Origin of the sequence: Janthinobacterium sp. SUN211, assembly GCF_030587315.1 — a bacterium.
Taxonomy (GTDB): domain Bacteria; phylum Pseudomonadota; class Gammaproteobacteria; order Burkholderiales; family Burkholderiaceae_D; genus Janthinobacterium; species Janthinobacterium kumbetense.
Map to the genome: position 1 here is coordinate 269,987 of NZ_JAPWIC010000004.1, position 24,186 is coordinate 294,172.

Genomic DNA, 24,186 nt, shown 5'->3' on the forward strand with positions numbered 1-24,186 from the left:
CGCACTGTGGATAGCGTGCTATCCGCCCGGTAGAGGATGGGTATTACCAATTTGGGCAACATGCCCGGCACTGCAAAGCCACCCTGCTGGCCGTCCGAGGACGGTTTACAGGCTAGCCAGGAATTTTTCGTCGGTCTTGCTGAGCAAGCCAGCGGCGCGCGCACTGACCAGCAGGTCAGGCCGCTTTGTCGCGGTCGCTTCCAGCATGCGCTGGCGGCGCCACTTGACGATCTCGGCATGATTGCCACCCATCAAGACGGGCGGCACGGCCATGCCTTCATAGCTTTCCGGCCGCGTGTAGTGCGGCGAATCGAGCAAGCCATTGACGAAGCTGTCCTCGATGGCCGATGCCTCGGTGTTCAAGACACCCGGCAACAGGCGGATCACCGCATCCATCAGCGCCATGGCGGGCAGCTCGCCGCCCGACAGGACGAAGTCGCCGACGCTGATTTCTTCGTCGACGCAACGGTCCAGCAAACGCTGGTCCACGGCTTCATAGCGGCCGCACAGGATCACCAAACCGGGTTCGGCTTTCAACTGCGTGACGCGCTCGTGCGTCAGCGGACGGCCTTGCGGCGACATGAACACCACGCGGGGCGCCGCCAGGCCGAGATCGGACTGACGTTGCTTCGCGGCATTAATTGTCGCTTCGAGGGGACGGGCCATCATCACCATGCCAGGGCCGCCGCCATACGGGCGGTCATCCACGGTACGGTGATTGTCAGTGGTGAAATCGCGGGGATTCCACAGCGACAAGCCACATTTCCCCTGCTCGAAGGCGCGCCGGGTCACACCCGACTGCGTCAGCGCGGCAAACATTTCCGGGAACAGGGTCACGACATCAAATTGCATCGTTCACCATCCTGCAAAGTTTGCCCGGCGCAAAGTTAAGCGCAGGCGGTTTAATAATCGAGGCCCCAGTCGACCGTGATCTTGCTGGCAGCCTTGTCAACGCTAATGACAAACTGGCCAACAAACGGGATCAGGCGCTCAGGCGCCTTTTCAACGGTCTCATCGGCAGTGGCGACGGGCGTAACGCGCAAGATCGACTGCGGACCATTGCTCATCATGTCGTGCACTGTGCCGAGGCACTCGCCTTGCAAATTCTCGACTGTCAGTCCGATCAGATCGGACCAATAAAATTCATCGGCCGACAGCGTCGGGAAATGGCTACGCGGAATTTGCACAGAGACGCCTTTCAGCGCTTCTGCGGCATCCCGCCCGACCACACCCACCAGCTGGGCCACGACGTCGCCGCCGTGTAACTTCGCTTGCCTGACTTGAACATCATGCAAGGTCGGTTTATCAAACCACCAGGTTTTGACGCTTAATAATGCATCCGCGTCGTCGGAGAAAGGAGTGATCCTGACCCCGCCAGCAATGCCATAAGCACCGGAGACATAGCCTACCTGTACCAGGTCATCGGGGACTTTCACCCCGGATGCAGTCTTGACCGTCAAACCAGTGATCTAATTAAGCTGCTGCTTTGTTGTTGCTAGCTACCAGGCGAGCAACGGTTGGCGACAATTGTGCGCCAACGCCTTGCCAGTAGGCCAGACGGTCTGCGGTGATACGCAGTGGAACTTCGCCACCTTGCGCCATCGGGTTGTAAAAACCGATACGCTCAATGAAGCGACCATCGCGGCGATTGCGCGAGTCAGTAGCGACGATGTTGAAGAACGGGCGCTTCTTGGCGCCTCCACGAGCTAAACGAATAACGACCATAATATTTCCAAAAAGTGTGCTGAGGCGGAAAAAGCCGCAAATTATAGCGCGCTTTACCGCCAGGCAGCAAGCGTTATGATGACGGGCGTGTAATTTGGGCTAATCAAACATTATGACCAGTCATGGCCGAAGACGCAATAGGCGCGTGCGTCTATCGTGCCTGCCATGCCACGTCCAGGCGTTGATATTGCACGACAGCATTGCCTGAACGCCGCCTGAAAGTGCTATCGTTGCAGCAAGCAATGACCGATACTGGCAATCTTTACCGATGAGCAACTCTGGAGTCCCATGACCACCGCTACCATTTTGCAACAGTCGCACAAGAACAAGGCCTTCACGACACTGCTGGCCTTCCTGCTGGGCATGCTGGGCGCCCACCGCTTCTACCTGCACGGCGCCAAGGACCGCTGGGGCTGGCTACACCTGGCCGCCCTGCCCGCCTCGCTGCTGCTGCGCCAGCTGTTTCCCGAAGCGGACTGGTTTTACCAGATATTGCCGCTGACCCTGTCCGCCCTGGGCGGCTTCCTGGAAGCGCTGGTGCTGGGCCTGATGCCGGACGACAAGTGGGATGCGCGCTACAACGCCGCCTCCAGCCGCCAGTCGGACACGGGCTGGCCCCTGGCCGTGGTGCTGGTCGCTACCTTGATGCTAGGCGCGGGCGTGCTGATCGCCACCATGGCGCGCCTGTTCGACTTGCTGTATACAGGCGGCGCCTACGGTTAATTTCCACCCGGAAATAGCATCGGATCGCGCCTGCCGCACGCACATGTAAGTGTTGGTAAGCAATCATGATTTTCCTCTATACTGCATTCACAATGCCGACATTACTGGCACATTCAACACCCCCTAGGAGAAGATCATGATTCGTCGCCCACTCATCCTCGCAGTCGCCGTCACGGCCCTGTTCAGCACCTCCGCCTTCGCGCAAAACCTGTCGCCGAAAGCGCAATACGCGTACGACACCAAGCAAGCCAACACGCGCTATGCGGACGACAAGAAACTGTGCGCAGAAGAAACCAGCTCGAAAGCCCGCATGCAATGCCTGCGCGACGCCAAGGGCGAATACGACCAAGCCATCATCAACGCCAAGGCCGCGCAAAAGGCGGGCAACTCGTATGCGGGCCAGAACAGCAAACCAGCCCAGCAACAGATCTGCGCCGAGTGCGGCAAGGTGCTGGCAGTCAACGTCGCTGAAAAAGCGGGCGAAGGCGGCGCGCTGGGCATGATCGGCGGTGGCGTGGCCGGCGCCCTGCTGGGCCGCCAGGTTGGCGGCGGACGCGGCAAGGACCTGGCCACCCTGGCCGGCGCCGCCGGCGGCGCTTTCGCGGGCAAGCAAGTCGAAGGCCACATGAAAAACAGCAAGGTGTGGACCGTTACCGTGCAGTACGAAACGGGCGCCAAGGCTGACTTCGCGTTTGACCAGGATCCTGGGCTGGCCGCTGGCGACCTCGTACGCAACTCGGGCAACGGCATTGCCAGAAGATAAGCTTTTGAAAGAGTAAAAAAAGCGCTGGAGAGTGATCTCCAGCGCTTTTTTGCATTCAGCCGGCGGGTGCCGGCCAAGTTTCAACTTAAAACTGCTCTTCCGACAAGGCCATCACGCCGGCGCTGCCGTCGATGATGGTGGCGCGCAAGCCTGGCGCTTGCGACAGGATGTGGTCGGCAAAGAAGCGCGCCGTGGCGATCTTCGCCTTGTAGAACGAAGCGTCGCCGCTGCCCTCTCCCAGCTTTTGCTGCGCCACCACGGCCGCACGGGCCATTTGCCAGCCGCCCAGCACGATGCCGGCCAGTTTCAAATACGGCACGCTGCCCGCGAACACGGCCTTGATGTCCGTCTTCATGTTCGCCACCACATACTCGACTACCGCTTCGAGCGCGGCGCTGCCTTCGGCCAGGTGGCGCTGCATGGCCTGGAAGTCGGCACCGGACAGTTCGCCCAGCTGGGCTTCCGTGGCGCGCACCTGGGCGATGATGGCTTTCGCCACGGCGCCGCCGTCGCGCACCGTCTTGCGGCCCACGAGGTCGTTCGCCTGGATGGCCGTCGTGCCTTCGTAAATGGTGAGAATCTTGGCGTCGCGGTAATGCTGGGCGGCGCCTGTTTCTTCAATGAAACCCATGCCGCCATGCACTTGCACGCCGTCGCGCGTGACGTCTTGCGACATTTCCGTGGCCCAACCCTTGATGACAGGCACCAGGTATTCATACGTCGCCAGGCTTTCCGCACGCACTTCCGCGTCCGGATGGTGGTGCGCCACGTCGCTGATGGCCGCGCCCACGTAGGCCAGCGCGCGCGCCGCCTCCGTTTGCGAGCGCATCGACATCAGCATGCGGCGCACGTCCGGGTGGTGGATGATGGAGACGGGACCAGGCGAACCGGCCAGGTCGCGCGACTGCACGCGGTCCTTGGCGAACGCCACGGCTTGCTGATAGGCGCGCTCGGCCAGGCCGATGCCTTGCAAGCCCACGCCGAAGCGGGCCGCGTTCATCATGATGAACATGTATTCGAGGCCGCGGTTTTCCTCGCCCACCAGGGTGCCGATGGCGCCGCCGTGGTCGCCGAACTGCAATACCGCCGTCGGGCTGGCCTTGATGCCCAGCTTGTGCTCGATCGACACGCAATGGGCGTCGTTGCGCGCGCCCAGGCTACCATCCGCATTGACGAGGAATTTCGGCACGATGAACAGGGAAATGCCTTTCACGCCGGCGGGCGCGTCCGGCGTGCGGGCCAGCACCAGGTGGACGATGTTTTCCGCCATGTCGTGCTCGCCGTACGTGATGAAAATCTTCGTGCCGAAGACTTTATACGTGCCATCGTCCTGCGGCACGGCGCGCGTGCGCACGGCAGCCAGGTCGGACCCCGCTTGCGGCTCCGTCAGGTTCATCGTGCCCGTCCACTTGCCCGACACCAGGTTTTCCAGGTACACCGCTTTCTGTTCATCGCTGCCGGCCGTCAGCAGCGCTTCGATGGCGCCGTCCGACAGCAGGGCCACCAGGGCGAACGAGATGCTGGCCGAGTTGAGCATTTCGATGCACGGCGTGGCCAGCAGCTTGGGCAAGCCCTGGCCGCCGAACTCCGTCGGGTGCTGCACGCCCTGCCAGCCCGCTTCGCCATACGCCTTGAACGCGTCCTTGAAGCCTTTCGACGTCGTGACCTGCCCGTCGTGCCAAAAGCTCGGTTCCTTGTCGCTGGGGCCGTTCAAGGGGGCCACCACGCCGCCGCAGAACTTGGCGTTCTCTTCCAGCACGGCTTCGGCCGTGTCGGGCGTGGCGTCTTCGCAGCCGGGTAAAGTGTGGATTTCGGCCAGGCCGGCCAGTTCGTTCATCACGAACAACATGTCTTTCAGCGGGGCTTGATAGCTCATCTTCTTTTCTCCAAGAAAAAAGCCACGCACGGCTCGCCGTGTGGGGCGGGCCGGCGTGGCTTTGTCAGTAACAAAACCGGAAGGGGTGTGACTTAACCCAGTTCTTTGACCAGTTGCGGCACGATCTCGAACAGATCGCCCACGATGCCGTAGTCGGCCACGGCAAAGATCGGCGCTTCCGGATCCTTGTTGATGGCGACGATGGTCTTCGAATCTTTCATGCCGGCCAGATGCTGGATCGCGCCCGAGATACCGACGGCGATGTACAGCGATGGCGCGACGATCTTGCCCGTCTGGCCCACTTGCCAATCGTTCGGCACGAAGCCGGCGTCGACGGCGGCGCGCGAAGCACCCATGGCGGCGCCCAGCTTGTCGGCCAGCGGTTCCAGGATGTGGAAGTTTTCCGCCGAACCCATGCCACGGCCGCCCGACACGATGATTTTCGCGGCGGTCAGTTCAGGACGGTCGGACTTGGCCAGTTCGCGGCCCACGAAGGCGGACTTGCCCGCGTCGGCGACGGCGGCGACGGTTTCCGTGGCAGCCGAACCGCCGGTGGCGGCAGCGGCGTCGAAACCGGTGGTGCGCACGGTGATGACCTTGACCTTGTCGCCAGATTGCACGGTAGCAATGGCGTTACCGGCGTAGATCGGGCGCTCGAAGGTGTCCGGCGAATCGACCTTGGTGATTTCCGAGATTTGCGCCACGTCCAGCTTGGCGGCCACGCGCGGCAGGATGTTCTTGCCGTAGGCGGTGGCTGGCGCCAGGATGTGGCTGTAGTTGCCGGCGATGGCCAGCACTTGCTCGGCCACGTTTTCGGCCAGGCCGTCGGCAAAGTATGGCGCGTCGGCGACGATGACTTTCGTCACGCCGGCGATTTGCGCGGCGGCAGCGGCAGCAGCCGATGCGTTCGAGCCTGCGACGAGCACGTGCACGTCGCCGCCGCACTGGGCAGCCGCGGTCACGGTGTGGTGGGTGCTGCCCTTTAAGGTAGCGTTGTCGTGTTCAGCAATAACTAATGCGACCATGATATGTCCTGTAATTGTTCTGGGTAGACGGCAAAGCCGCTTAGATGACTTTGGCTTCGGTACGCAGCTTGGCGACCAGGGTAGCGACGTCCGGGACCTTGATGCCGGCCGAGCGCTTGGCTGGCTCGACGACTTTCAGGGTCTTCAGGCGTGGCGCAACATCGACGCCCAGGTCTTCCGGCTTGACGGTCTCGAGCGGCTTTTTCTTGGCCTTCATGATGTTCGGCAAGGTCACATAGCGTGGCTCGTTCAGGCGCAGGTCGGTGGTGATGATCGCTGGCAAGATCAATGCCAGGGTTTCCAGGCCGCCATCGACTTCGCGCGTGACGGTGACTTTACCGTCTTCCAGCACGACTTTCGAGGCGAACGTGGCTTGCGGCCAACCCAGCAGGGCTGCCAGCATCTGGCCGGTCTGGTTGCTGTCGTCATCGATGGCTTGCTTGCCCAGGATGATCAGTTGCGGCTGCTCTTTCTCGGCCAGGGACTTGACCAGCTTGGCCACGGCCAGCGGTTCCAGTTCAGTCGTCGTTTCCACCAGGATGCCGCGGTCGGCGCCGATGGCCATGGCCGTGCGCAGGGTTTCCTGGCACTGCGTCACGCCGCAGGAGATGGCGACCACTTCAGTGACCTTGCCGGCTTCTTTCAGGCGCATCGCTTCTTCCAGCGCGATCTCATCGAAAGGGTTCATCGACATTTTGACGTTGGCGGTATCGACGCCAGTGCCGTCACTCTTGACGCGGACTTTGACGTTATAGTCGACCACGCGTTTGACGGGTACCAAGACTTTCATAGCTATGCCTTTGGGAAATTATAAAAATGACGGATCAAGTGCTGATTGTGCGTTCGATTATAAGAGAAATTTGAATCTTGAACCGAATTTAAGCACGATCGTGCGATTTTTTGTTAGAGCAATCCATCTAAACTGTCCAGCTTTGAGGATTTCAGGGGAGTCCGCCGCTACGCTGCAAGGCAGCAAAAGGGCACGAAAGTGACGCACACGGCAGGGTATTCACCAGGCCGCGCCACGGCGGCCCCGGCTGGCAGAATTATTTGCGTTGCATCAGGAAGACGAATTCGGTACCCGTCTGCACATGCGACAGCAGGGCATTGCCCGTTTGCTTGGCAAAAGCCTGGAAGTCGCGCACGGAACCGGGATCGGTTGCCATGATGCGCAGCACTTCCCCGCTCTGCAGCTCTGACAAAGCCTTTTTCGCCTTCAGAATCGGCAAGGGGCAATTCAAGCCCCGCGCGTCGAGTTCTTTATGAAATTCCATAATCTCGGTATCAAGTAGTGTGTCGCTCATCATCAATATCCCGCCATTTTTGTTGTACTGATTTTCGACATACTACTCTAAATCAGGGGCATTGACGCGCTGCACCAAAATAGTTCATCGGCTGTTGTGGTGTCACAACGAGATTCCACACGGCAAAACGGCCCGCAAACACCGTCTGCGGGCCGTTTTCAAGGGGCTGTGGGGCGAAAACCCCGCATGGAGCCTAGCTTACGCCTTATTTCGCGCGTTCGCCGACCCAGGCCGGCACGCCGGCCAGGGCGTTCGCCAGGCCGCTCGGATCGGTGCCGCCCGCTTGCGCCATATCGGGGCGTCCGCCGCCTTTTCCGCCCACTTGCTGTGCAACGAAGTTCACCAGCTCGCCCGCTTTGACCTTGCCAGTCGCGTCGGCCGTGACGCCGGCGATCAGGCTGACCTTGCCGTCGGCCACGCTGGCCAGCACGATGGCGGCCGTTTTCAGCTTGTCCTTCAGCTTGTCCATGGTTTCGCGCAAGCGGGCCACGTCGGCGCCGTCCAGCACGGCTGCGAGCACCTTGATGCCGTTGACATCGACGGCTTGCGTGACCAGTTCATCGCCCTGGCCCGACGCCAGTTTCGATTTCAAGGCAGCCAACTCCTTCTCCAGCGCCTTCACGTGGTCCTGCACCTGGCCGATACGGGCAGTCAGCTCTTCCGGCTGCGCCTTCAGGGCATTGGCTGCCTCGACCAGGCGGCGGCTGATGGTTTGCACCAGCGCCAGCGCGCCCTCGCCAGTCACGGCTTCCACGCGGCGGATGCCGGCGGCCACGCCGCTTTCGGCTATGATCTTGAACAAGCCGATATCGCCCGTGCGCTGCACGTGGACGCCGCCGCACAGCTCTTTCGAGCTGCCGATGTCGAGCACGCGCACTTCGTCGCCGTATTTCTCGCCGAACAGGGCCATCGCGCCATGCTTGACAGCATCGTCAAACGACATCAGGTGCGCTTGCGTGGCACGGTTTTCCAGGATCTCTTTATTGACAATGGTTTCCACGGCGGCGATTTGCTCTGCCGTCATCGGCGCATTGTGGCTGAAGTCGAAACGGGTTTTATCGGGGTCGACCAGCGAACCCTTTTGCGCCACGTGGCTGCCCAGCACTTCGCGCAAGGCCTTGTGCATCAAGTGCGTGGCCGAGTGGTTGCGGATGGTGCGCGCGCGCTTGGCCGTGTCGACTTGCGCCGAAACGGCGTCGCCCACCTTCAGCACGCCCGATTCCAGCACGCCGTGGTGGCCGAAGACGTCGGCCTGGATTTTCAGGGTGTCGCTGACGGCAAAGCTGCCGGCGCCCGAGGAAATCACGCCCTGGTCGCCCACCTGGCCACCCGATTCCGCGTAGAACGGCGTCGTGTCAAGCACGACGATGCCCGCTTCACCGGCTTTCAGTTCAGCTACCTGCGTGCCGGCCGCGTACAGCGCGACGACCTTGCTGCTGAACGTCAATTGATCGTAGCCGACGAAGGTGTTTTTCTCGCCCGTGTACTCGACCTTGCTGTCCTTGTGCATCTTGCCGCCCTTGCGCGACAGTTCCTGGCTTTCCTTCAGGGCCGCGTCGTAGCCGGCCTGGTCGAACGTGATGTCGCGTTCGCGGCAAATGTCGGCCGTCAAGTCCGGCGGGAAGCCGTAGGTTTCGTACAGGGTGAAGGCGGTGGCGCCGTCGATGCCCGTGGCATCCTTGGCCAGCTGCGCTTCCAGCACTTTCATGCCCGTTTCCAGGGTTTCGCCGAAACGCTCTTCCTCGGCCTTCAGCATGTTGGCGACGTTGTCTTTCGCTTCTTCCAGCTCCGGATAGGCGCCGCCCATCTCGATGGACAGGTCGGCCACCAGCTTGTAGAAGAACGGTTTCGTCTGGCCCAGCTTGTGGCCATGGCGCAAGGCGCGGCGGATGATGCGGCGCAATACATACGCGCGGCCTTCGCTGCCCGGGATGATGCCGTCGACGATCATGAAGGCGGCGGCGCGGATGTGGTCGGCGATCACGCGCAGCGACTTGTTTTCCAGGTCGGTGGCGCCCGTTTCGCGCGCGGCGGCCTTGATCAGGTGCTGGAACAGGTCGATTTCATAGTTCGAATGCACGTGCTGCAGCACGGCAGCCAGACGCTCCATGCCCATGCCCGTGTCCACGCATGGCTTCGGCAACTTGTGCATGACGCCCGCTTCGTCGCGGTTGAACTGCATGAACACCAGGTTCCAGATTTCAATGAAGCGGTCGCCGTCTTCGTCAGGCGAGCCCGGCGGGCCGCCAGGAATGTCGGCGCCGTGGTCGTAGAAGATTTCCGTGCATGGACCGCATGGGCCCGTGTCCGCCATCTGCCAGAAATTGTCCGACGCGTAGCGCGAGCCCTTGTTGTCGCCGATGCGGATGATGCGCTCGGTTGGCACGCCAATTTCTTTCGCCCAGATATCGTACGCTTCGTCATCTTCGATGTACACGGTGACGGTCAGCTTATCGGCCGGCAAGCCATATACCTTGGTCAGCAGTTCCCACGCGTATTGAATCGCGTCGCGCTTGAAATAGTCGCCGAAGCTGAAGTTGCCCAGCATTTCAAAGAAGGTGTGGTGGCGCGCCGTGTAGCCGACGTTTTCCAGGTCGTTGTGCTTGCCGCCGGCGCGCACGCAGCGCTGCACGGAAGTGGCACGCGTGTACGGACGGCTGTCCGTGCCCGTAAACACATCCTTGAATTGCACCATGCCGCTGTTCGTCAACAGCAAGGTCGGATCGTTGCCTGGCACCAGGGAGCTGGAACGGACGATGGAATGGCCCTTGGACTCGAAAAATTTGAGGAACTTGTCGCGGATTTCAGTTGATTTCATGTTTTTTTGGCAAAGAGTGGCGGCAGCTTTAAAGAGAAGATTATACGTGATATGGGGTGCGGCAATGACGGCGGGCCAGGGCATTGTTGCGCCCGTGCCAACATCGACAACCTGCCCGCTCAGGCCGGGTCGTGGTGGCTGGCGCAGGCGTGCACAGTGGTGGCAACTACGGCGCTCCCCGCTGTGGCCGTGCCGCCGGCGGCCGCATTGCAGTCGGCGCAGCGGCCGTACAGGGTCAGTTCGTGGCGCTCGACGACAAAGCCTTGCGGCGCCATGCGCTTCAAGTCGCCCGGGCAATCATGCACGTCGAACACGCGCTGGCACGTGGTGCACTGGAAATGGTGGTGGTGGTGATTGGCGGCCGTGTTCGACTCATAGCGCGGGTTTTCACCCGGCAAGGTCACCACGTGCACCTTTTCTTCCAGCACCAGCGATTTCAAGTTGCGGTAAACGGTGGCGATGCCCAGCTGCGTCACTTGCAAGCTGGCCTGTTCGAGGATTTCCTGCGCCGACAAGGGGCGCTGGGCCGACTCGATGGCGGCTTGAATAGCGGTTTTTTGACGTGTTGTGCGTTCCATAGCCGACAGAATACACCATCCGCCTGACTCCCCTGCCCGGAAAAACTGTCACACAGTAATGATAATGGGTTATCATTATCATCTTCTGGCAGCCACCCCATCCGGCAATGGCCTGCCCCGACCCGTCAAACCGATCGCCGATAAAGGAATTCTTGCCCATGTCCGTCCGTCCTCACCAACCCACTCCCCTCGCGCTGGCCATCATGCTGGCCTTTGCCGCCCCTGCCGGCGCCCTGGCGCAACAGGCGACAACATTGCCCGCCGTGACCGTCTCGGCCAGTGCCCTGGCCCTGGGCAGCGACGACATGAGCACGCCCGTCACCGTGCTCGAAGGCGAGGAACTGGTGCGCGCCCGCGAAGCGACGCTGGGTGAAACCCTGGCCGGCCAGCCCGGCATCACGTCCAGCCATTTCGGCGCCGGCGCCAGCCGCCCCATCATCCGCGGCATGGATGGCCCCCGCGTGAAAGTGCTGTCCGACGGCGCGGAAGTGCAGGACGCGTCGACCATCAGCCCCGATCATGCCGTCGCGGCCGAACCGATGCTGTCGGAACAGATCGAAGTCTTGCGCGGCCCGTCCGCGCTGGCCTACGGCGGCGGCGCCGTCGGCGGCGTGGTCAACGTGATCGACAAGAAAATCCCCACGCGCGTGCCGGCGAAAGGTTTTGAAGGCAGCGCGGAAGTGCGCGCCAACTCGGCCGCGCGCGAAAAGGCGGGCGCCTTTGAAGTGACTGGCGGCTCCGGCAACATCGCCTTCCACGCGGAAGGCGTCAAGCGCGATGCGAAGGAATACAAGGTCGGCAGCGGCTGGGAAGGCGGTTCCAAGGTGGCCGGCAGCTACAACAAGACGGACACGGGCAGCGTGGGCGTATCGTGGGTGGGACAGCGCGGCTTCCTGGGTCTGGCCTTCACGAGCCAGCATGCGGAATACGGCTTGCCTGGCCACAACCACGAATTTGAAAGCTGCCACCCGCACGGCACGCATCTGCACTGCGGCGGCCACGAAGGCCACGACCATGGCGATGAAGAGGAACATGACCACGACCATGGACACGAAAGCGTGCCGTACGTGAAACTGAAAAGCGAACGCTGGGACGTGCGCGGCGAATTGCGCGACCCCGTGCCCGGCTTCGCCAAGCTGCGCCTGCGCGCTTCGTTCACCGATTACAAGCACGATGAAATCGAAGGCACGGAAATCGCCACCACCTTCAAGAACAAGGGCCACGATGCACGCCTGGAAATGGAACACCATCCCGTCTTCGGCTGGCGCGGCGTGGTCGGCCTGCAAACGTCGAAGCGCGATTTCTCCGCCCTGGGCGAAGAAGCGTACGTGGCGCCGACGGTAACGAAGAAACACGCGGCCTTCCTGGTCGAGGAATACAAGCTGGACCAATGGCGCTTCGAAGCGGGCTTGCGCCACGAATGGCAAGACATCACGGTCGACAGCGCCACCCTGCAGGACCGCAGCGCCAAGGGCACGTCGATCTCCCTGGGTGCCGTGTGGAAATTCGCGCCGCAGTATTCGCTCGGTTCGACCATTTCCCGCACGCACCGTTTGCCCAGCGCCGAGGAACTGTATGCGCACGGCGTGCACATGGCCACGGCCACGTATGAGCTGGGCAATCAAAACCTGGGCAAGGAAACATCGAACAATATCGACTTGACCTTGCGCAAATACGCGGGCGCCACGACCTTCTCGGCCAGCGCCTACCGCAACAAGGTGGATAATTACATCTTCGGCTCCACCCTGGACAGCCACGAAGGCTTCCAGCTGATCCAGTACGCGCAGCGCGACGCAACCTTCACGGGCGTGGAAGGCCAGATCCGCCAGCAATTGAACCCCATGTTCGGCGCCAGCGTGTTCGGCGACTACGTGCGGGCCAAGCTGGCCGACGGTGGCGGCAACTTGCCGCGCATCCCGGCCCAGCGCGTGGGCGTGAAGGTCGACGCCAACTGGCAGGCGTGGAGCGGCGTGGCCGAGTTCTACCGCGTGGGCAAGCAGGATAAAGTGGCAGCGTTCGAAACGGCCACGCCGGGCTACAACATGCTGAACCTGTCCGCCAACTACGACACGCGCATCGGCACGACGCCGGCCCAGTTCTACATCAAGGCGAACAACCTGACGAATGAACTGGCGTACAGCCACACCTCGTTCATCAAGAACGCGGCGCCTTTGACGGGGCGCAACTTGACGGTAGGCATGCGCGTCACGTTCTAGTCGCACCTGACATAAGCTACTACGCGTCGTGATATACGGCCTGCGATGCTCACTGTGCAATAGCACAGCTGCGCTTCTCGGCCATATCTCACTTCCGCTCGCTACGCTTCTGTCAGGCGCTGTTGAGCTGAATGTTGTCAGCTTGCCTTGATGATATCGATCCTGTCCGTACAAAACCCGTCCACACCCCAGGCCAGCAGCTCGCTGGCTCGCTCGGGGGTGTTGACGGTGTAGCAAAACAATCCCAATCCCTCTTCCTTGACTTCCAGCGCCTGCGCGCGCGTCAGCTGTTGGTGGTCGCAATGCAGCGCCACCACGCCCAGTTCGCGGGCCGTCCGCGCCCAGCCATCCGGTATCTGTTCGACCAGCCAGCCGCGCGCCAGTTCCGGGGCCGCCTGGCGCGCCGCGTCCAGCGCCGCAATGCTGAACGACGACAACAGCGGCAATAATTCACCTGCAGCGATTTCCTGCGCAAAATGATCGCGCGTGGCCAGCGCCACGGTCTTGCCCGTGGGCACGTCGAAGCCGGGCGCCGGCTTGATTTCGATATTCATCCAGATGCGCTGCACCTTGCAGTAATCCACCACGGCAGCGAAGGTGGGCACGCCTTCGCCCGCGAAAGCGGTGCCGAACCAGGCGCCCGCCTCCATCGCCCCCAGCTGCGCGGCCGTGTAATCGTTGACAAGGCCGCTGCCGGCCACGGTGCGGCCCAGTTCGGGGTCGTGCACGACGACGGGCACGCCGTCTGACGCCAGCATGACGTCGAATTCCACGGCGCGGTAGCCGTAGGCCAGGCCGCAACGCAGGGCGGCCAGGGTGTTTTCAGGCGCCAGGGTGCCGCCGCCGCGGTGCGCCAGGGTGCGTGGATAAGGCCACATGATGCTTCCTTTATAGCAATTCCATGGATATGGACTGTCTTGCCATACTATTGCGTGCCTGCCCTGAAAAGTAAAGCGGCCCCGTTTGGCGATCCTCCGCCGCGAATGGCGGCGCGCCAGCCCCGTTTCGTCGCAGCCCGGTTGCGCCCAGGCTTGCGCTGGCACACAATGCCCCATCGCTACCAGCAGACAACGACATGAAAACCGACGCTCCATCCGCCGCAGCGCCAGCAGCCAAGGCCAGGTCTCCGTACTACCGCATGCTGCCCGACGCGCGCTATGCGCTGGCGCTGAACGTGATTTGCGCGCTGGTCATTACCTTCATCCTCAATCCGGGCAGCCATTTCGGGCAAAACCTGATCGCCTCGATGTGCATCGGCACGATCGCCTTCTTGCTGATCGACGGCATGCGCCTGACCCTGTGGGGCGAAGGCCAGCGGCCGAAATTCCTGCCCTTCATGCTCATCATCCTCATTTCCGTGCCCGTGGCGCAAATGCTGGGCCTGACCCTGTTCAGCTGGCTGACGGGCGTGGACGTGGGCGGCTTCGAAAGCCTGCTGCCTACCCAGATAATCAGCACGCTCGTATTCACCCTGCTGGCCACGGGCGGCGCCGTGCTGTTTTTCTCCAGCCGCGAAAAAATTGCCCGCCTGCAAATGGAAGCCGCCCAGGAAAAAGCCCGCGCCGAATCCGTGGCACGCCAGGCTATGCAAGCGCAGCTGCAGCTGCTGCAGGCGCAGATCGAGCCGCACATGCTGTTCAACACCCTGGCCAACCTGCAGGGCCTGATCAGCTTTGACCCGGAGCGCGCCCAGTTGCTGCTCGACCAGCTGATCCAGTATCTGCGCGCCACCCTCTCTTCCTCGCGTGCCGGGTCCACCACCCTGGAGCAGGAATTTTCCCTGATGCAAGCCTACCTGGGCCTGATGTCGATACGCATGGGTGCGCGCCTGCGCTTTACGCTGGACTTGCCCGACACTTTGCGCCAGATCAAGGTGCCCCCCATGCTGCTGCAACCACTGGTGGAAAACGCCATCCAGCACGGCCTGGAACCAAAGATCGAAGGCGGACACATCCACGTGCAGGCATCCACGGACGCTGGCGTGCTGCTGCTCACCGTCAGCGACGATGGCCTGGGCCTCGACCATCCGGGCCAGACCAAGGGCACCCACCTGGGCGTGGCGAATATCCGCGAACGCCTGCGCGGCATGCATGGCGATGCCGCCAGCCTGTCGCTGACCGCCAACCATCCGGCAGGCGCGACCGCCCGACTGACACTTCCCCTTCCACCCACCATCACGAGCCACCTCGCATGAGTCCACATACCCCACGCGCGCCGCGCGCCCTGATCGCCGAAGACGAACCCATCCTCGCCGCCGCCCTCGCGCACGCCTTGCAACGCCTATGGCCGGAGCTCGACATCGTTGCCACTTGCCCCAACGGCGTGGAAGCCTTGCGGCAAGGCCTGGCGCTGCAACCCGACATACTCTTTCTCGACATCAAGATGCCGGGCAAGACGGGCCTGGAAGCGGCCGAAGAACTGGCGGAACAGTGGCCGGACGGCGTGCCTTTCCCCCACATCGTGTTTGTCACCGCCTACGACGAATACGCGCTGGCCGCCTTCGAACACGCGGCCGCCGATTACGTCTTAAAACCCGTCAACGATGCGCGCCTGGGCAAGACGGTGGAACGCCTGCAGCAACGCTTGCGCGACAGCGGCAGCGGAAGCGGCAACAACAACGCTACAGCTACAGCTACGGCTACGGCACGCCCAACGCCAGCGACTGCGCCAGCCGCCACGGCAGCCGAGTCCGCCAGCGACGGCAACATGGCCCGCCTGCTGAGCCAGTTGCAAGCCATGCTGCCGCCCGCGCCGCGCCTGCAAATGATACGGGCCGCCGTCGGCAACAGCGTGCGCATGATCGCCCTGGCCGATGTCGTGTATTTCGAAGCGCTGGACAAATACATCAACGTCGTGTGCCAGGACAGCGAAGCGCTGATACGCACGAGCCTGAAAGAGTTGCTGCCCCAGCTGGACCCGCAACAATTCTGGCAAATCCACCGGGGCACCATCGTCAACGCCAGCGCCATCGCCACGGCCGTGCGCGACGAGGCCGGCAAGCTGTCGCTGACCCTGCGCCAGCATCCGGCGCAACTGCGCGTCAGCCCTTTATATGCCCATTTGTTCCGCCAGATGTAAAACCGTTAATGCAGCTGGTGCTTCAAGTCCGATAATTCATCATGCACCTTGAGCACGGCGCTCTTCATTTCCGGCGTCACGCTGGCCGCCGTGCCGCATGCCCGCTTGGCGCGGTCGCCCAGCGATTCCATCTGGTCGACGGCTTGCCGGATGCGCGCATCGTCCTGCGTGTCGATGGCTTGCCGCACGGCATTCTTTTGCTGGTCCAGCTGGTTGATGCAATCCTTCAAGTCCATCGGCATGCCCTGCTGCTTGCCGCACAGCTGGGCCGCCTGGCCGATCGCATGTTCAATGGCGCCAAAGCGCCGTGCCACTTCCTTTACTTGCATCATGATGATCTCCTGTTCGCGTGGTGTCCGGGTTGGATCACCAGACTGGCGCAGGGTTCCCCGCCAGCCGCCATGGCATCGAAATTTCCACCTGGCACTTTTTTGTAAGCACTGGTGACATTTTAGATAATTATCAAATCCTTCAGATACATTGGCGTACCTGAACCACCATGCCCTCCATGACCTCGCCAACTACCCTGCCCCGCCGCGCTCCCAGCCTGCTGCTGATCGTCCTGCTGCACCTTGGCTTTGCGTATATCGTCTTGCAGTCGCGGCCCCGCGCCGTCATGGATGAACACTTGCCGCAGGGTCCGGCCATCGCCTGGCTGCGCCACACGCTCCCGGCGCCGCCCAAGCCGGTCCCCGTACCGTTGCCCGACGCAAAACCGGCCGCCGCACGCCCGCCGCGCCTGCCCATGCCGGCGCCCGTCAGCCGCCCCTTGCCCGTTCCCGCCGCCGAACAGGCGCCGGCGCCAGCAATGCCGGAAGCGATCACGCTCGCCGCGCCGCCCAGCGCGGCCGACATCCTGGCGCAAGCCAAGCGCGACGTGGGTAAGATCGACAAGGAGCTACTCAAGGAATTCCCGCAACGGGGTGGGGAGAAATTCGACGACACGGGCTTCAAGCGCATGCAGCAGGGATTTGCCGAGGCCTACGCGGCCGTGCCGCCGAAATGGTATGAAGCGTCAAGGATCGAGGAGATCGGCGCGAACGAGGCCAAGGGCAGCCGCACCTATAAAATCACTAGCGCGCTGGGTACCTTGTGCGTGACCACGCGCGCGGGCAAGCAGGGGGAAACGATGATCGGCATGTGTCCCAAATAGCTGCCTCAGCCTACCGCTTCGCGCGCCCCCAACGGCTGCAGATGGCGCAGGCGCAAGGCGATCAGCACGCCGCCGCCCAGGCACACGCCCAGCATGACGACCACGCCCGTCCAGCCGTCGAAGCCCCACATCATGCCCGAGGCGGACCCGATCAGGCTGGAGCCCAGGTAATAGAACAGCAAATAAAAGGCCGAGGCCAGCGCCTGCGGCGCGCGGGCGCGGCGGCTGACCCAGCTGCTGGCGATCGAGTGCGAAGCGAAGAAGCCGAAGGTGGCCAGCGCCATGCCGATGACGATCAGCGGCAGCGAGTCGAACAGGGTCAATACAATGCCGGACAGCATCACCGACAACATGATCCACAGCACGCCCCGGCGCCCCAGGCGGTCCACCAGGCGCCCCGCCCAGACGGAGCTGAAGATGCCGATCAGGTACAAAAAGGCCAGCAAGCCGACCGTGCTCTGGCGCAAGCCGAAGGGCGCGGCCAGCAGGCGGTAGCCGATGTAGTTATACAGGCTGACGAAACAGCCCATCAGCACGAACGCCAGGCAGAACAGCCACGGCAAGCCCTTATCCGAAAAATGCTGCCTGATCGCGTGCGGCAAGGCATTCCAGCCCTTGGTGCTGGGCACGAAGTTCTTCGACGCGGGCAGGCTGCGCCAGAATTCCGCCGCCGCCAGCACGCCGGCCACGCCCAGCACGCCCAGGGCCCAGCGCCACGACAGGAAATCGCTGAGCATGGATGCCACCAGCCGCCCCGACATGCCGCCAAACGCGCTGCCGGCGATATACAGTCCCATCGACAGGCCCAGCGACGGCCCTTCGATTTCCTCGCCCAGATACGCCATGGCCACGGCCGGCATGCCGCCCAGGGCCACGCCCAGCGCGGCGCGGATCGCCAGCAACTGCGCATAATCCTGCGCGAACGCGGACAAAATGGTCAATATTGCGGCGGAAAACATCGACGCCACCATCAGCGGCTTGCGGCCCACCCGGTCCGACACGGCGCTCAGCAGCACCAGCGAGATGGCCAGCAAGCCGCTCGACACGGACAGGGACCAGCTGCTTTGCGCCGGCGTCAGATGGAACTGGTGCGACAGCAGCGGGAACAGGGGCTGGATGCAGTACAGCAAGCTGAAGGTGGAAAAACCGCCGAAGAACAGCGCGCGGTTGCTGCGCTTGAATTCGATGGAACCCTTGGCGATGGCCGTGCGGGGAGCGGGAGCGGCAGGCGAAAGCGCCGGCGTGGCGGCGGAGGCATAAGCGAGCGATGAATCAGACATGGCCGTGTTCGTGAAAGAAGCGAGTCTTCATCTTAGGATTGCCAACTCATATCGTCCAATATATATTTAAGGCCCAACTCATACTTTAAAACGATTACTGGACGAATATGGAACTGCGCCACCTGCGTTATTTTGTCGCCGTCGCCGAGGAGTTGCACTTCACGCGCGCGGCCGAGCGCCTGCACATCGGCCAGCCGCCGCTAAGCCAGCAAATCCAGGCGCTGGAGGCGGAATTGGGCGCCCAGTTGTTCGAGCGCAACAAGCGCTCCGTGCGGCTGACGCAGGCGGGCACGCTGTTCCTCGACGATGCGCGGCGCATCCTGGCCCTGTCGGAGCAGGCGGCCGTGACGGCGCGCCGGGCCCAGCGGGGCGAAGCGGGCGAATTGCGCATCGGTTTTACCTTTTCCACGCCGTTTACGCCGTATTTCGCCACCGTCATCAACCGCTACCGCCAGCTCTTTCCGCACGTCACATTGACCCTGCACGAAATGGCGACATTGCATCAGCTGGAAGCGATCAGTGGCAGGACCATGGACCTGGGTTTCGTGCGCCCGCCGGAAACGACGTATCCCTCCGATATCAAGCTGACGCAACTGCGCCAGGACCCGCTGTTCCTCGTGCTGCCCGTCGCCCATGCGCTGGCGGCCAAGGAGGCGATTGCCATTGCCGACATGGCGGGCGAAGGTTTTGTCATGTATCCCAAGGATGCGGGCACGGGGATTTATCCGCAGATCTTCCGCCTGTGCAAGGCGGCCGGCTTCGTGCCCCAGGTGGCGCAGGAAGCGGGCGAGGCGTCGACCATCATCGGCCTGGTGGCGGCCGGCTGCGGTATTTCCGTGCTGCCCGCCTCGTTCGACCGCATCCGCATGGATGGCGTGTGCTACCGCCCCATCGACGACCCGCAGGCGACGACCAGTCTGTTACTGGCGCAAAGGGAAGAAGAAACGTCGACGCTGGTGGCGGCGTTCGTGAAACTGGCCGAGGAAGCGGCGCTGGAAGGGGGAGCGTAGGCCGGCAGGCGCCGGCCCACGTACTGCATTACGAGTAGTCGGCGTCCAGCTCCGAACCCGCATAGTTTTCCAGGTCCTCGAACAGGCTCTTCATGCTGGCCCGCGTGAGGATTTTATGCACGACGGTGCAGCTGCGGCGGTACGAAGCTATGCGGTCGAGCAACACCGGGTGATGCTGCACGGGCACCTTGGCCACCAGGGCGGCCCAGCCTTCCTCGAAGTCGGGCTTGTTCTTGCGCACGGAACGCACGAAGCGCTCGAACTCCTTCTGCCCCGTGCGCGCGATGACGCGCCCGCCGCCTTCGATGGCGAAGATGATGGCCAGGGCGATGACGCCCTCGGCATTCAAGTCGCTGTCGCTGACGGGGCCATTGTCGTGGTGGCGGCGCAGCCAGCCGGCCAGGCGCACGACGGCTTGCACTTCCTTGCGCTGTTGCAACTGCAACGCATACTTTTCATAGCCGGCCCAGTTCTGGTTCGGGTCGGCCTGGCAAATATCGATGAACAGCTCGCGCAGGCGCCGCTGCAGGTAGACGGGATCCTGGTCGTATTCGCCGACGAGGGCGTCTTCCGGCAGCTGCGACAATTCCTTGATCAGGCGAAAGCCCACCTGGAACGCGTGCTCGGCGCCGTGCTCGACGAGGAAATCGAGCGCGGCCTGGTCGCCTTCATGCGTGACGGCCTGCTCCAGGCCCAAGGACACGCCGCCCACCGTCAAATACAGCGCTTTCTGGATGCCGTCGGCCGTGCGTTCATTCGTGAACTTCTCGGCCACCATGGCCGTGATGCCCGTCAATTCATCGGCCAGGTTCAGGGCCGCGTCTTCGCGCGGGTCGCCCGGCAACAGTTTGATGGCGCGCACCAGGCGCGGAAGATTCTCTACAACAATTGCTGGCAGCATTAGACGTTCCCTGCTTTCATTACGAGAAAATGCCCGTGCCCAGGCTGCGGCGCGTGCTGGAACGCGGCGCGCTGCGCGTGCTCGGCACTTGCTTGCGCAGGCGGTACAGCAATTCCTTGGTACTGCGCTGCAACATGGTCGGCTCTTCGTCCGGGTCGTCCGAGTATTCCGCGTCGGCCAGGTCGGCGCTGTGGCGGAAGTCGGGGAACAGTTCGAACAGCGAACGGTCCCAGCCATCTTCATTCGCTTGCGCCAGCTCAATGGCCAGCGGCACGACGTCGTTGTCGGACGACGTCACGCCCGTCACGTACGGTCCCTTGATGACGATCTCGCCCGCCACTTCGAGGATTTCCTTCGGCGCCATCGAGAACAGGATGGCGAACGCCGTGGCGCCCCAGTCGGTGGCGGACGCTTCGAGCAGCAGCTCGCGGCGGCGCTCGGCGTCGTCGGTGGAAAACACGACGCCGTGGATGTGCGCGAACAGGGCTTCGGCGATGCGTTCCGGATCATCCTCGATCTGGTCGTCGCTCCAGGTGGCAGCGATGAAGGCCAGGCTGTCGGCCCAGGCTTTCGGCGGCACCAACAAGGTCGCCAGCGACATCTTGCCGCCGTCGAAGCCGGCCAGGTGCAGGGCCGTCACTTGCGGCGGGATGGCATTCAGCACTTCCACCACGGCAAGATCGCCGTACTGGTCGGCCGCGTCGGCAAACGCCTGCTCGGCGTGGCCCAGCGAACCGGACAGCACCAGCTCCGTGACCTGTTTCGTCAGCGCGGGAAGATTGCTCTTTTGATCCGCATTTTGCTTGTCATTATCTGCCATGGTCATCTCCATCCTGGTCAAACATCTGGGCGAAATCGTCGGTCGCTTCGTCTTCATCGTGCTCGTCGTCGCCGTCGTCATTGGCGGCCAGCTGGTCCAGCGACTGGTCGTCGTCGTCCCACAGGCGGGGATTCTTGTGCAGGAAGGCCGTGATGATGGCCTGGCGCGCCAGGTCGGGGAAGCTTTCCTCGATGGCGGCGTACATCTTGGCCGCTTCCGGCGCGGCGCACGCGGCCATGGAAAACACGCGGGCCGTATCGCCGAATTCGTAGTCTTCGCTTTCGGCCAGCAAGCCTTTCGGGTCGCTGAAGGTGATGTGATCGACCAGCGCGAAGGCCAGCATGTTCACGTCTTCGATGCCGCCGCCGCTCGCGTATTCGCCCACCAGCGCGTCGACCATGCTCTTGTAGTTCTTGCGGTTCGGCGGGTCGCCGAGGATGCCTTCGATCTGGCCTTCCAGCTCGCGCGACTGATACGCGAATTCAGGGTGTACTCTTCTCATGCTGTGCTTTCCAATGTGATGCGCGGCGCTGGATTAACGGCGCCGTTGTTGTTGTTTTTCAAGTAATTCTGGCCGGCTGATGCGGGCCGCATCGATTTAATCGGCAGGTAATACTGTACCGTGGAGGCGGAACACGCCGCACCACAGGGCATAGGCTTCCGCTTCCGGATCGATGATGATGCGGTGGTTCACGCTCTGGTCGTATTCGGCGCGCTTGGCCGGGTCGGCCAGGATTTCATACGCCTTGGTGACGCTCTTGAAGCGCGCCTCGGCGCCGGGGGCCTGGTTGCGGTCGGGGTGGAAGCGCATGGCCAGCGAACGGTAAACCTTCTTGATTTCATCGTCGCTGGCATTGGGCGCGACACCGAGGACGTTATATAAATTTTCCATAAAAGGCTCCGGGGTCACGTTTTTCTACTAATTAAAGGCGAATTATCCTATAGAACGGCGTCCGCGTCGCTTGCATGCCGGGAAATGGGGGCAAATACGTGCTTATAAAGCGCTTGCGGTACGGTAAAATGCTTTTTACTGTCACTCTTCCGCATTGATCAATGAGCAACGATAAACCGAATAACGCCGCGCCGGCGCTGGCGCCCAATTTCTTGCGTAACATCATCGAAGCCGACCTGGCTGCCGGCGCCCATGTGCGTCCCGGCCTGCCCCAGGTGATCACGCGTTTCCCGCCGGAGCCGAACGGCTACCTGCACGTGGGCCACGCCAAGTCGATCTGCGTCAACTTCGGCCTGGCGCGCGATTACGCCGGCCAGTGCAACCTGCGTTTCGACGACACCAATCCGGCGAAGGAAGAGCAGGAATACGTCGACACCATCATGGACAGCGTGAAATGGCTGGGCTTTGACTGGGAACCGAAGCAGGCCGATGGCCAGAGCCACCTGCACTACGCGAGCGACTATTTCGACCAGTTGTACGCGATGGCCGAATACCTGATCACGGCCGGCTTCGCCTATGTCGACAGCCAGAGCGCCGAAGACATGGCCGCCAACCGGGGCAATTTCGGCCAGGCCGGCAAGAATTCGCCGTTCCGCGACCGTCCGCGCGACGAATCGCTGGCCCTGTTCCGCGCCATGAAGGCGGGCCAGTTCAAGGATGGCGAGCACATCCTGCGCGCGAAGATGAGCGAAGATGCCATGAGTTCGCCGAACATGAACTTGCGCGACCCGGCCATCTACCGCATCCGCCACGCGCATCATCACCGCACGGGCGACGCCTGGTGCATCTATCCGATGTACGACTACACGCACCCGATCTCGGACGCGCTGGAAAACATCACGCATTCGATCTGCACCCTGGAATTCCAGGACCACCGCCCGTTCTACGACTGGCTGCTGGAAACCCTGTCGGCCGGCGGCTTCTTCCAGCAACCGGTGCCGCACCAGTTCGAATTCTCGCGCCTGAACCTGACCTACATCGTCACCAGCAAGCGCAAGCTGCGCCAGCTGGTGGAAGAAAAAATCGTCGACGGCTGGGACGACCCCCGCATGCCGACCCTGGTGGGCATGCGCCGCCGCGGCTACACGCCGGAAGCGATTCAATTGATGTGCGAACGCACGGGCGTGACGAAATCCGACGGCTGGATCGACTACAGCGTGCTCGAAGGCTGCCTGCGCGAAGACCTGGACCCGAAGGCGCCCCGCTCGGTAGCCGTGCTGCGTCCGTTGAAACTGATCATCGACAATTTCCCTGAAAACGACAGCGTGGAATGCACGGCGCCCGTGCACCCGCACTTCCCGGAGCGCGGCTTGCGCACCTTCCCCATCTCGCGCGAGCTGTGGATCGAGGAAGACGACTTCATGGAAGTGCCGAACAAGGGCTATTTCCGCCTGTATCCGCCGATCGACGACAAGCCGGGCAGCAAGGTGCGTTTGCGCTACGGCTACGTGATCGAGTGCACGGGCTACGACAAGGATGCGGACGGCAAGGTCATCGCCGTGCATTGCACCTACTTCCCGGACAGCAAGTCGGGCACGGAAGGCAGCGCCAATTACAAGGTCAAGGGCAATATGCACTGGGTCAGCGCGCCGACGGCCATTCCCGCCGAAGTGCGCCTGTACGACCGCCTGTTTACCGACCCGCAGCCGGACGCGGGCGGCAAGGACTTCAAGCTGGCCTTGAATCCGCTGGCCAAGGAAGTCGTGCAAGCGTGGCTGGAACCGGGCGCGGAACTGGCCCAGCCGGAACAGCGCTTCCAGTTCGAACGCCACGGCTATTTTGCGGCCGACCGGGTCGACAGCCAGCCGGGCAAGCCCGTCTTCAACCGCATCGTCACCCTGAAAGACAGCTGGCAGCCCGCCAAATAAGGGCTGGACGGCACACGAAAAAAACCGCTGCGGCGGTTTTTTTTCGTTTCAAAGAGAAATATTGCCTGTTGACTATATTCACGATAGTTTTGTATA

24 protein-coding genes are annotated in these 24,186 nt (G+C 62.4%); 8 read left to right on the forward strand and 16 right to left on the reverse strand.

Annotated features, from left to right (window positions below):
* Positions 1-105: 105 nt before the first annotated feature.
* From trmD to rpsP, 3 genes are read right to left on the reverse strand one after another with little or no spacing between them, the layout of a single operon-like run.
* Complete coding sequence (gene trmD, locus O3301_RS16090) at positions 106-852, reverse strand: tRNA (guanosine(37)-N1)-methyltransferase TrmD (RefSeq protein ID WP_251349893.1); 747 nt, start codon at positions 850-852, stop codon at positions 106-108.
* Between the two features lie 50 nt (positions 853-902).
* The gene (rimM, locus tag O3301_RS16095; RefSeq protein WP_289899935.1) at positions 903-1,460 is read right to left on the reverse strand and encodes a ribosome maturation factor RimM; all 558 of its coding nucleotides are present in this window, start codon (positions 1,458-1,460) and stop codon (positions 903-905) included.
* A 13-nt stretch (positions 1,461-1,473) separates the two neighbouring features.
* Positions 1,474-1,725 carry a 30S ribosomal protein S16 gene (gene rpsP, locus O3301_RS16100; RefSeq protein ID WP_010395524.1) on the reverse strand — a complete coding sequence of 84 codons (252 nt, stop codon included), beginning with the start codon at positions 1,723-1,725 and terminating at the stop codon, positions 1,474-1,476.
* A gap of 288 nt (positions 1,726-2,013) precedes the next feature.
* Between rpsP and O3301_RS16105 the strand changes: the two genes are divergently transcribed.
* Both O3301_RS16105 and O3301_RS16110 read left to right on the forward strand, forming a co-directional pair.
* On the forward strand, positions 2,014-2,448 hold the full coding sequence (locus O3301_RS16105; RefSeq protein ID WP_305056856.1) for an NINE protein: 435 nt from the start codon (positions 2,014-2,016) through the stop codon (positions 2,446-2,448).
* A gap of 136 nt (positions 2,449-2,584) precedes the next feature.
* Entirely contained in the window at positions 2,585-3,211 is a 627-nt protein-coding gene (locus O3301_RS16110; RefSeq protein ID WP_099665213.1) for a glycine zipper 2TM domain-containing protein, read from the forward strand.
* 85 nt (positions 3,212-3,296) lie between these two features.
* On the opposite strand, the gene O3301_RS16115 is transcribed toward O3301_RS16110, so the two are convergent.
* The 6 genes from O3301_RS16115 to O3301_RS16140 all read right to left on the reverse strand — a co-directional run bounded on the left by O3301_RS16115 (position 3,297) and on the right by O3301_RS16140 (position 10,812).
* Complete coding sequence (locus O3301_RS16115; RefSeq protein ID WP_305056857.1) at positions 3,297-5,087, reverse strand: acyl-CoA dehydrogenase; 1,791 nt, start codon at positions 5,085-5,087, stop codon at positions 3,297-3,299.
* Between the two features lie 92 nt (positions 5,088-5,179).
* A complete protein-coding gene (locus tag O3301_RS16120; RefSeq protein ID WP_077400542.1) occupies positions 5,180-6,112 on the reverse strand; it encodes an electron transfer flavoprotein subunit alpha/FixB family protein in 933 nt (310 codons plus the stop codon).
* 40 nt (positions 6,113-6,152) lie between these two features.
* Positions 6,153-6,902: an electron transfer flavoprotein subunit beta/FixA family protein gene (locus O3301_RS16125; protein ID WP_305056858.1), complete on the reverse strand. Its 750-nt coding sequence runs from the start codon at positions 6,900-6,902 to the stop codon at positions 6,153-6,155.
* Positions 6,903-7,158: 256 nt separating this feature from the next.
* Positions 7,159-7,386, reverse strand: a complete 228-nt coding sequence (locus tag O3301_RS16130) for a sulfurtransferase TusA family protein (RefSeq protein ID WP_010395510.1) — start codon at positions 7,384-7,386, stop codon at positions 7,159-7,161.
* Between the two features lie 235 nt (positions 7,387-7,621).
* Positions 7,622-10,234 (reverse strand): alanine--tRNA ligase, encoded by a 2,613-nt coding sequence (gene alaS / locus O3301_RS16135; protein WP_305056859.1) that lies wholly within the window; start codon positions 10,232-10,234, stop codon positions 7,622-7,624.
* 119 nt (positions 10,235-10,353) lie between these two features.
* Complete coding sequence (locus O3301_RS16140; protein ID WP_257218716.1) at positions 10,354-10,812, reverse strand: Fur family transcriptional regulator; 459 nt, start codon at positions 10,810-10,812, stop codon at positions 10,354-10,356.
* Positions 10,813-10,970: 158 nt separating this feature from the next.
* Between O3301_RS16140 and O3301_RS16145 the strand changes: the two genes are divergently transcribed.
* Complete coding sequence (locus O3301_RS16145; RefSeq protein ID WP_305056860.1) at positions 10,971-13,028, forward strand: TonB-dependent receptor domain-containing protein; 2,058 nt, start codon at positions 10,971-10,973, stop codon at positions 13,026-13,028.
* A 137-nt stretch (positions 13,029-13,165) separates the two neighbouring features.
* On the opposite strand, the gene ugpQ is transcribed toward O3301_RS16145, so the two are convergent.
* Entirely contained in the window at positions 13,166-13,906 is a 741-nt protein-coding gene (gene ugpQ / locus O3301_RS16150) for a glycerophosphodiester phosphodiesterase (RefSeq protein WP_305056861.1), read from the reverse strand.
* Between the two features lie 197 nt (positions 13,907-14,103).
* Between ugpQ and O3301_RS16155 the strand changes: the two genes are divergently transcribed.
* Both O3301_RS16155 and O3301_RS16160 read left to right on the forward strand, forming a co-directional pair.
* Entirely contained in the window at positions 14,104-15,222 is a 1,119-nt protein-coding gene (locus O3301_RS16155) for a sensor histidine kinase (RefSeq protein ID WP_305056862.1), read from the forward strand.
* On the forward strand, positions 15,219-16,106 hold the full coding sequence (locus tag O3301_RS16160; protein ID WP_305056863.1) for a LytTR family DNA-binding domain-containing protein: 888 nt from the start codon (positions 15,219-15,221) through the stop codon (positions 16,104-16,106). The genes O3301_RS16155 and O3301_RS16160 overlap by 4 nt, the downstream gene beginning before the upstream one ends.
* 5 nt (positions 16,107-16,111) lie before the next feature.
* Here the strand turns inward: O3301_RS16160 and O3301_RS16165 are convergent, their stop codons facing one another.
* The gene (locus O3301_RS16165) at positions 16,112-16,438 is read right to left on the reverse strand and encodes a hypothetical protein (protein WP_070257487.1); all 327 of its coding nucleotides are present in this window, start codon (positions 16,436-16,438) and stop codon (positions 16,112-16,114) included.
* Between the two features lie 176 nt (positions 16,439-16,614).
* Here O3301_RS16165 and O3301_RS16170 point away from each other — a divergent pair, with 176 nt between their 5' ends.
* Positions 16,615-17,259: a hypothetical protein gene (locus O3301_RS16170; RefSeq protein WP_305056864.1), complete on the forward strand. Its 645-nt coding sequence runs from the start codon at positions 16,615-16,617 to the stop codon at positions 17,257-17,259.
* A 5-nt stretch (positions 17,260-17,264) separates the two neighbouring features.
* Here the strand turns inward: O3301_RS16170 and O3301_RS16175 are convergent, their stop codons facing one another.
* The gene (locus tag O3301_RS16175; protein ID WP_289906275.1) at positions 17,265-18,539 is read right to left on the reverse strand and encodes an MFS transporter; all 1,275 of its coding nucleotides are present in this window, start codon (positions 18,537-18,539) and stop codon (positions 17,265-17,267) included.
* A gap of 107 nt (positions 18,540-18,646) precedes the next feature.
* On the opposite strand from O3301_RS16175, the gene O3301_RS16180 reads away from it, so the two are divergent.
* On the forward strand, positions 18,647-19,549 hold the full coding sequence (locus O3301_RS16180; RefSeq protein ID WP_305056865.1) for a LysR family transcriptional regulator: 903 nt from the start codon (positions 18,647-18,649) through the stop codon (positions 19,547-19,549).
* A gap of 28 nt (positions 19,550-19,577) precedes the next feature.
* Here O3301_RS16180 and O3301_RS16185 read toward each other — a convergent pair whose 3' ends face one another.
* The 4 genes from O3301_RS16185 to O3301_RS16200 form a co-directional block, all read right to left on the reverse strand.
* Positions 19,578-20,450 (reverse strand): hypothetical protein, encoded by an 873-nt coding sequence (locus O3301_RS16185; RefSeq protein WP_077400518.1) that lies wholly within the window; start codon positions 20,448-20,450, stop codon positions 19,578-19,580.
* Positions 20,451-20,469: 19 nt separating this feature from the next.
* A complete protein-coding gene (locus O3301_RS16190) occupies positions 20,470-21,270 on the reverse strand; it encodes a hypothetical protein (protein WP_034781755.1) in 801 nt (266 codons plus the stop codon).
* Positions 21,260-21,772 carry a hypothetical protein gene (locus O3301_RS16195; protein ID WP_034781751.1) on the reverse strand — a complete coding sequence of 171 codons (513 nt, stop codon included), beginning with the start codon at positions 21,770-21,772 and terminating at the stop codon, positions 21,260-21,262. Before O3301_RS16195 ends, O3301_RS16190 begins: the two co-directional genes overlap by 11 nt.
* Before the next feature lie 96 nt (positions 21,773-21,868).
* Complete coding sequence (locus tag O3301_RS16200; RefSeq protein ID WP_010395442.1) at positions 21,869-22,162, reverse strand: DnaJ domain-containing protein; 294 nt, start codon at positions 22,160-22,162, stop codon at positions 21,869-21,871.
* Between the two features lie 161 nt (positions 22,163-22,323).
* Between O3301_RS16200 and O3301_RS16205 the strand changes: the two genes are divergently transcribed.
* Positions 22,324-24,090, forward strand: coding sequence for a glutamine--tRNA ligase/YqeY domain fusion protein (locus O3301_RS16205; RefSeq protein ID WP_305054377.1), 1,767 nt, complete (start codon positions 22,324-22,326; stop codon positions 24,088-24,090).
* Positions 24,091-24,186: the final 96 nt, after the last annotated feature.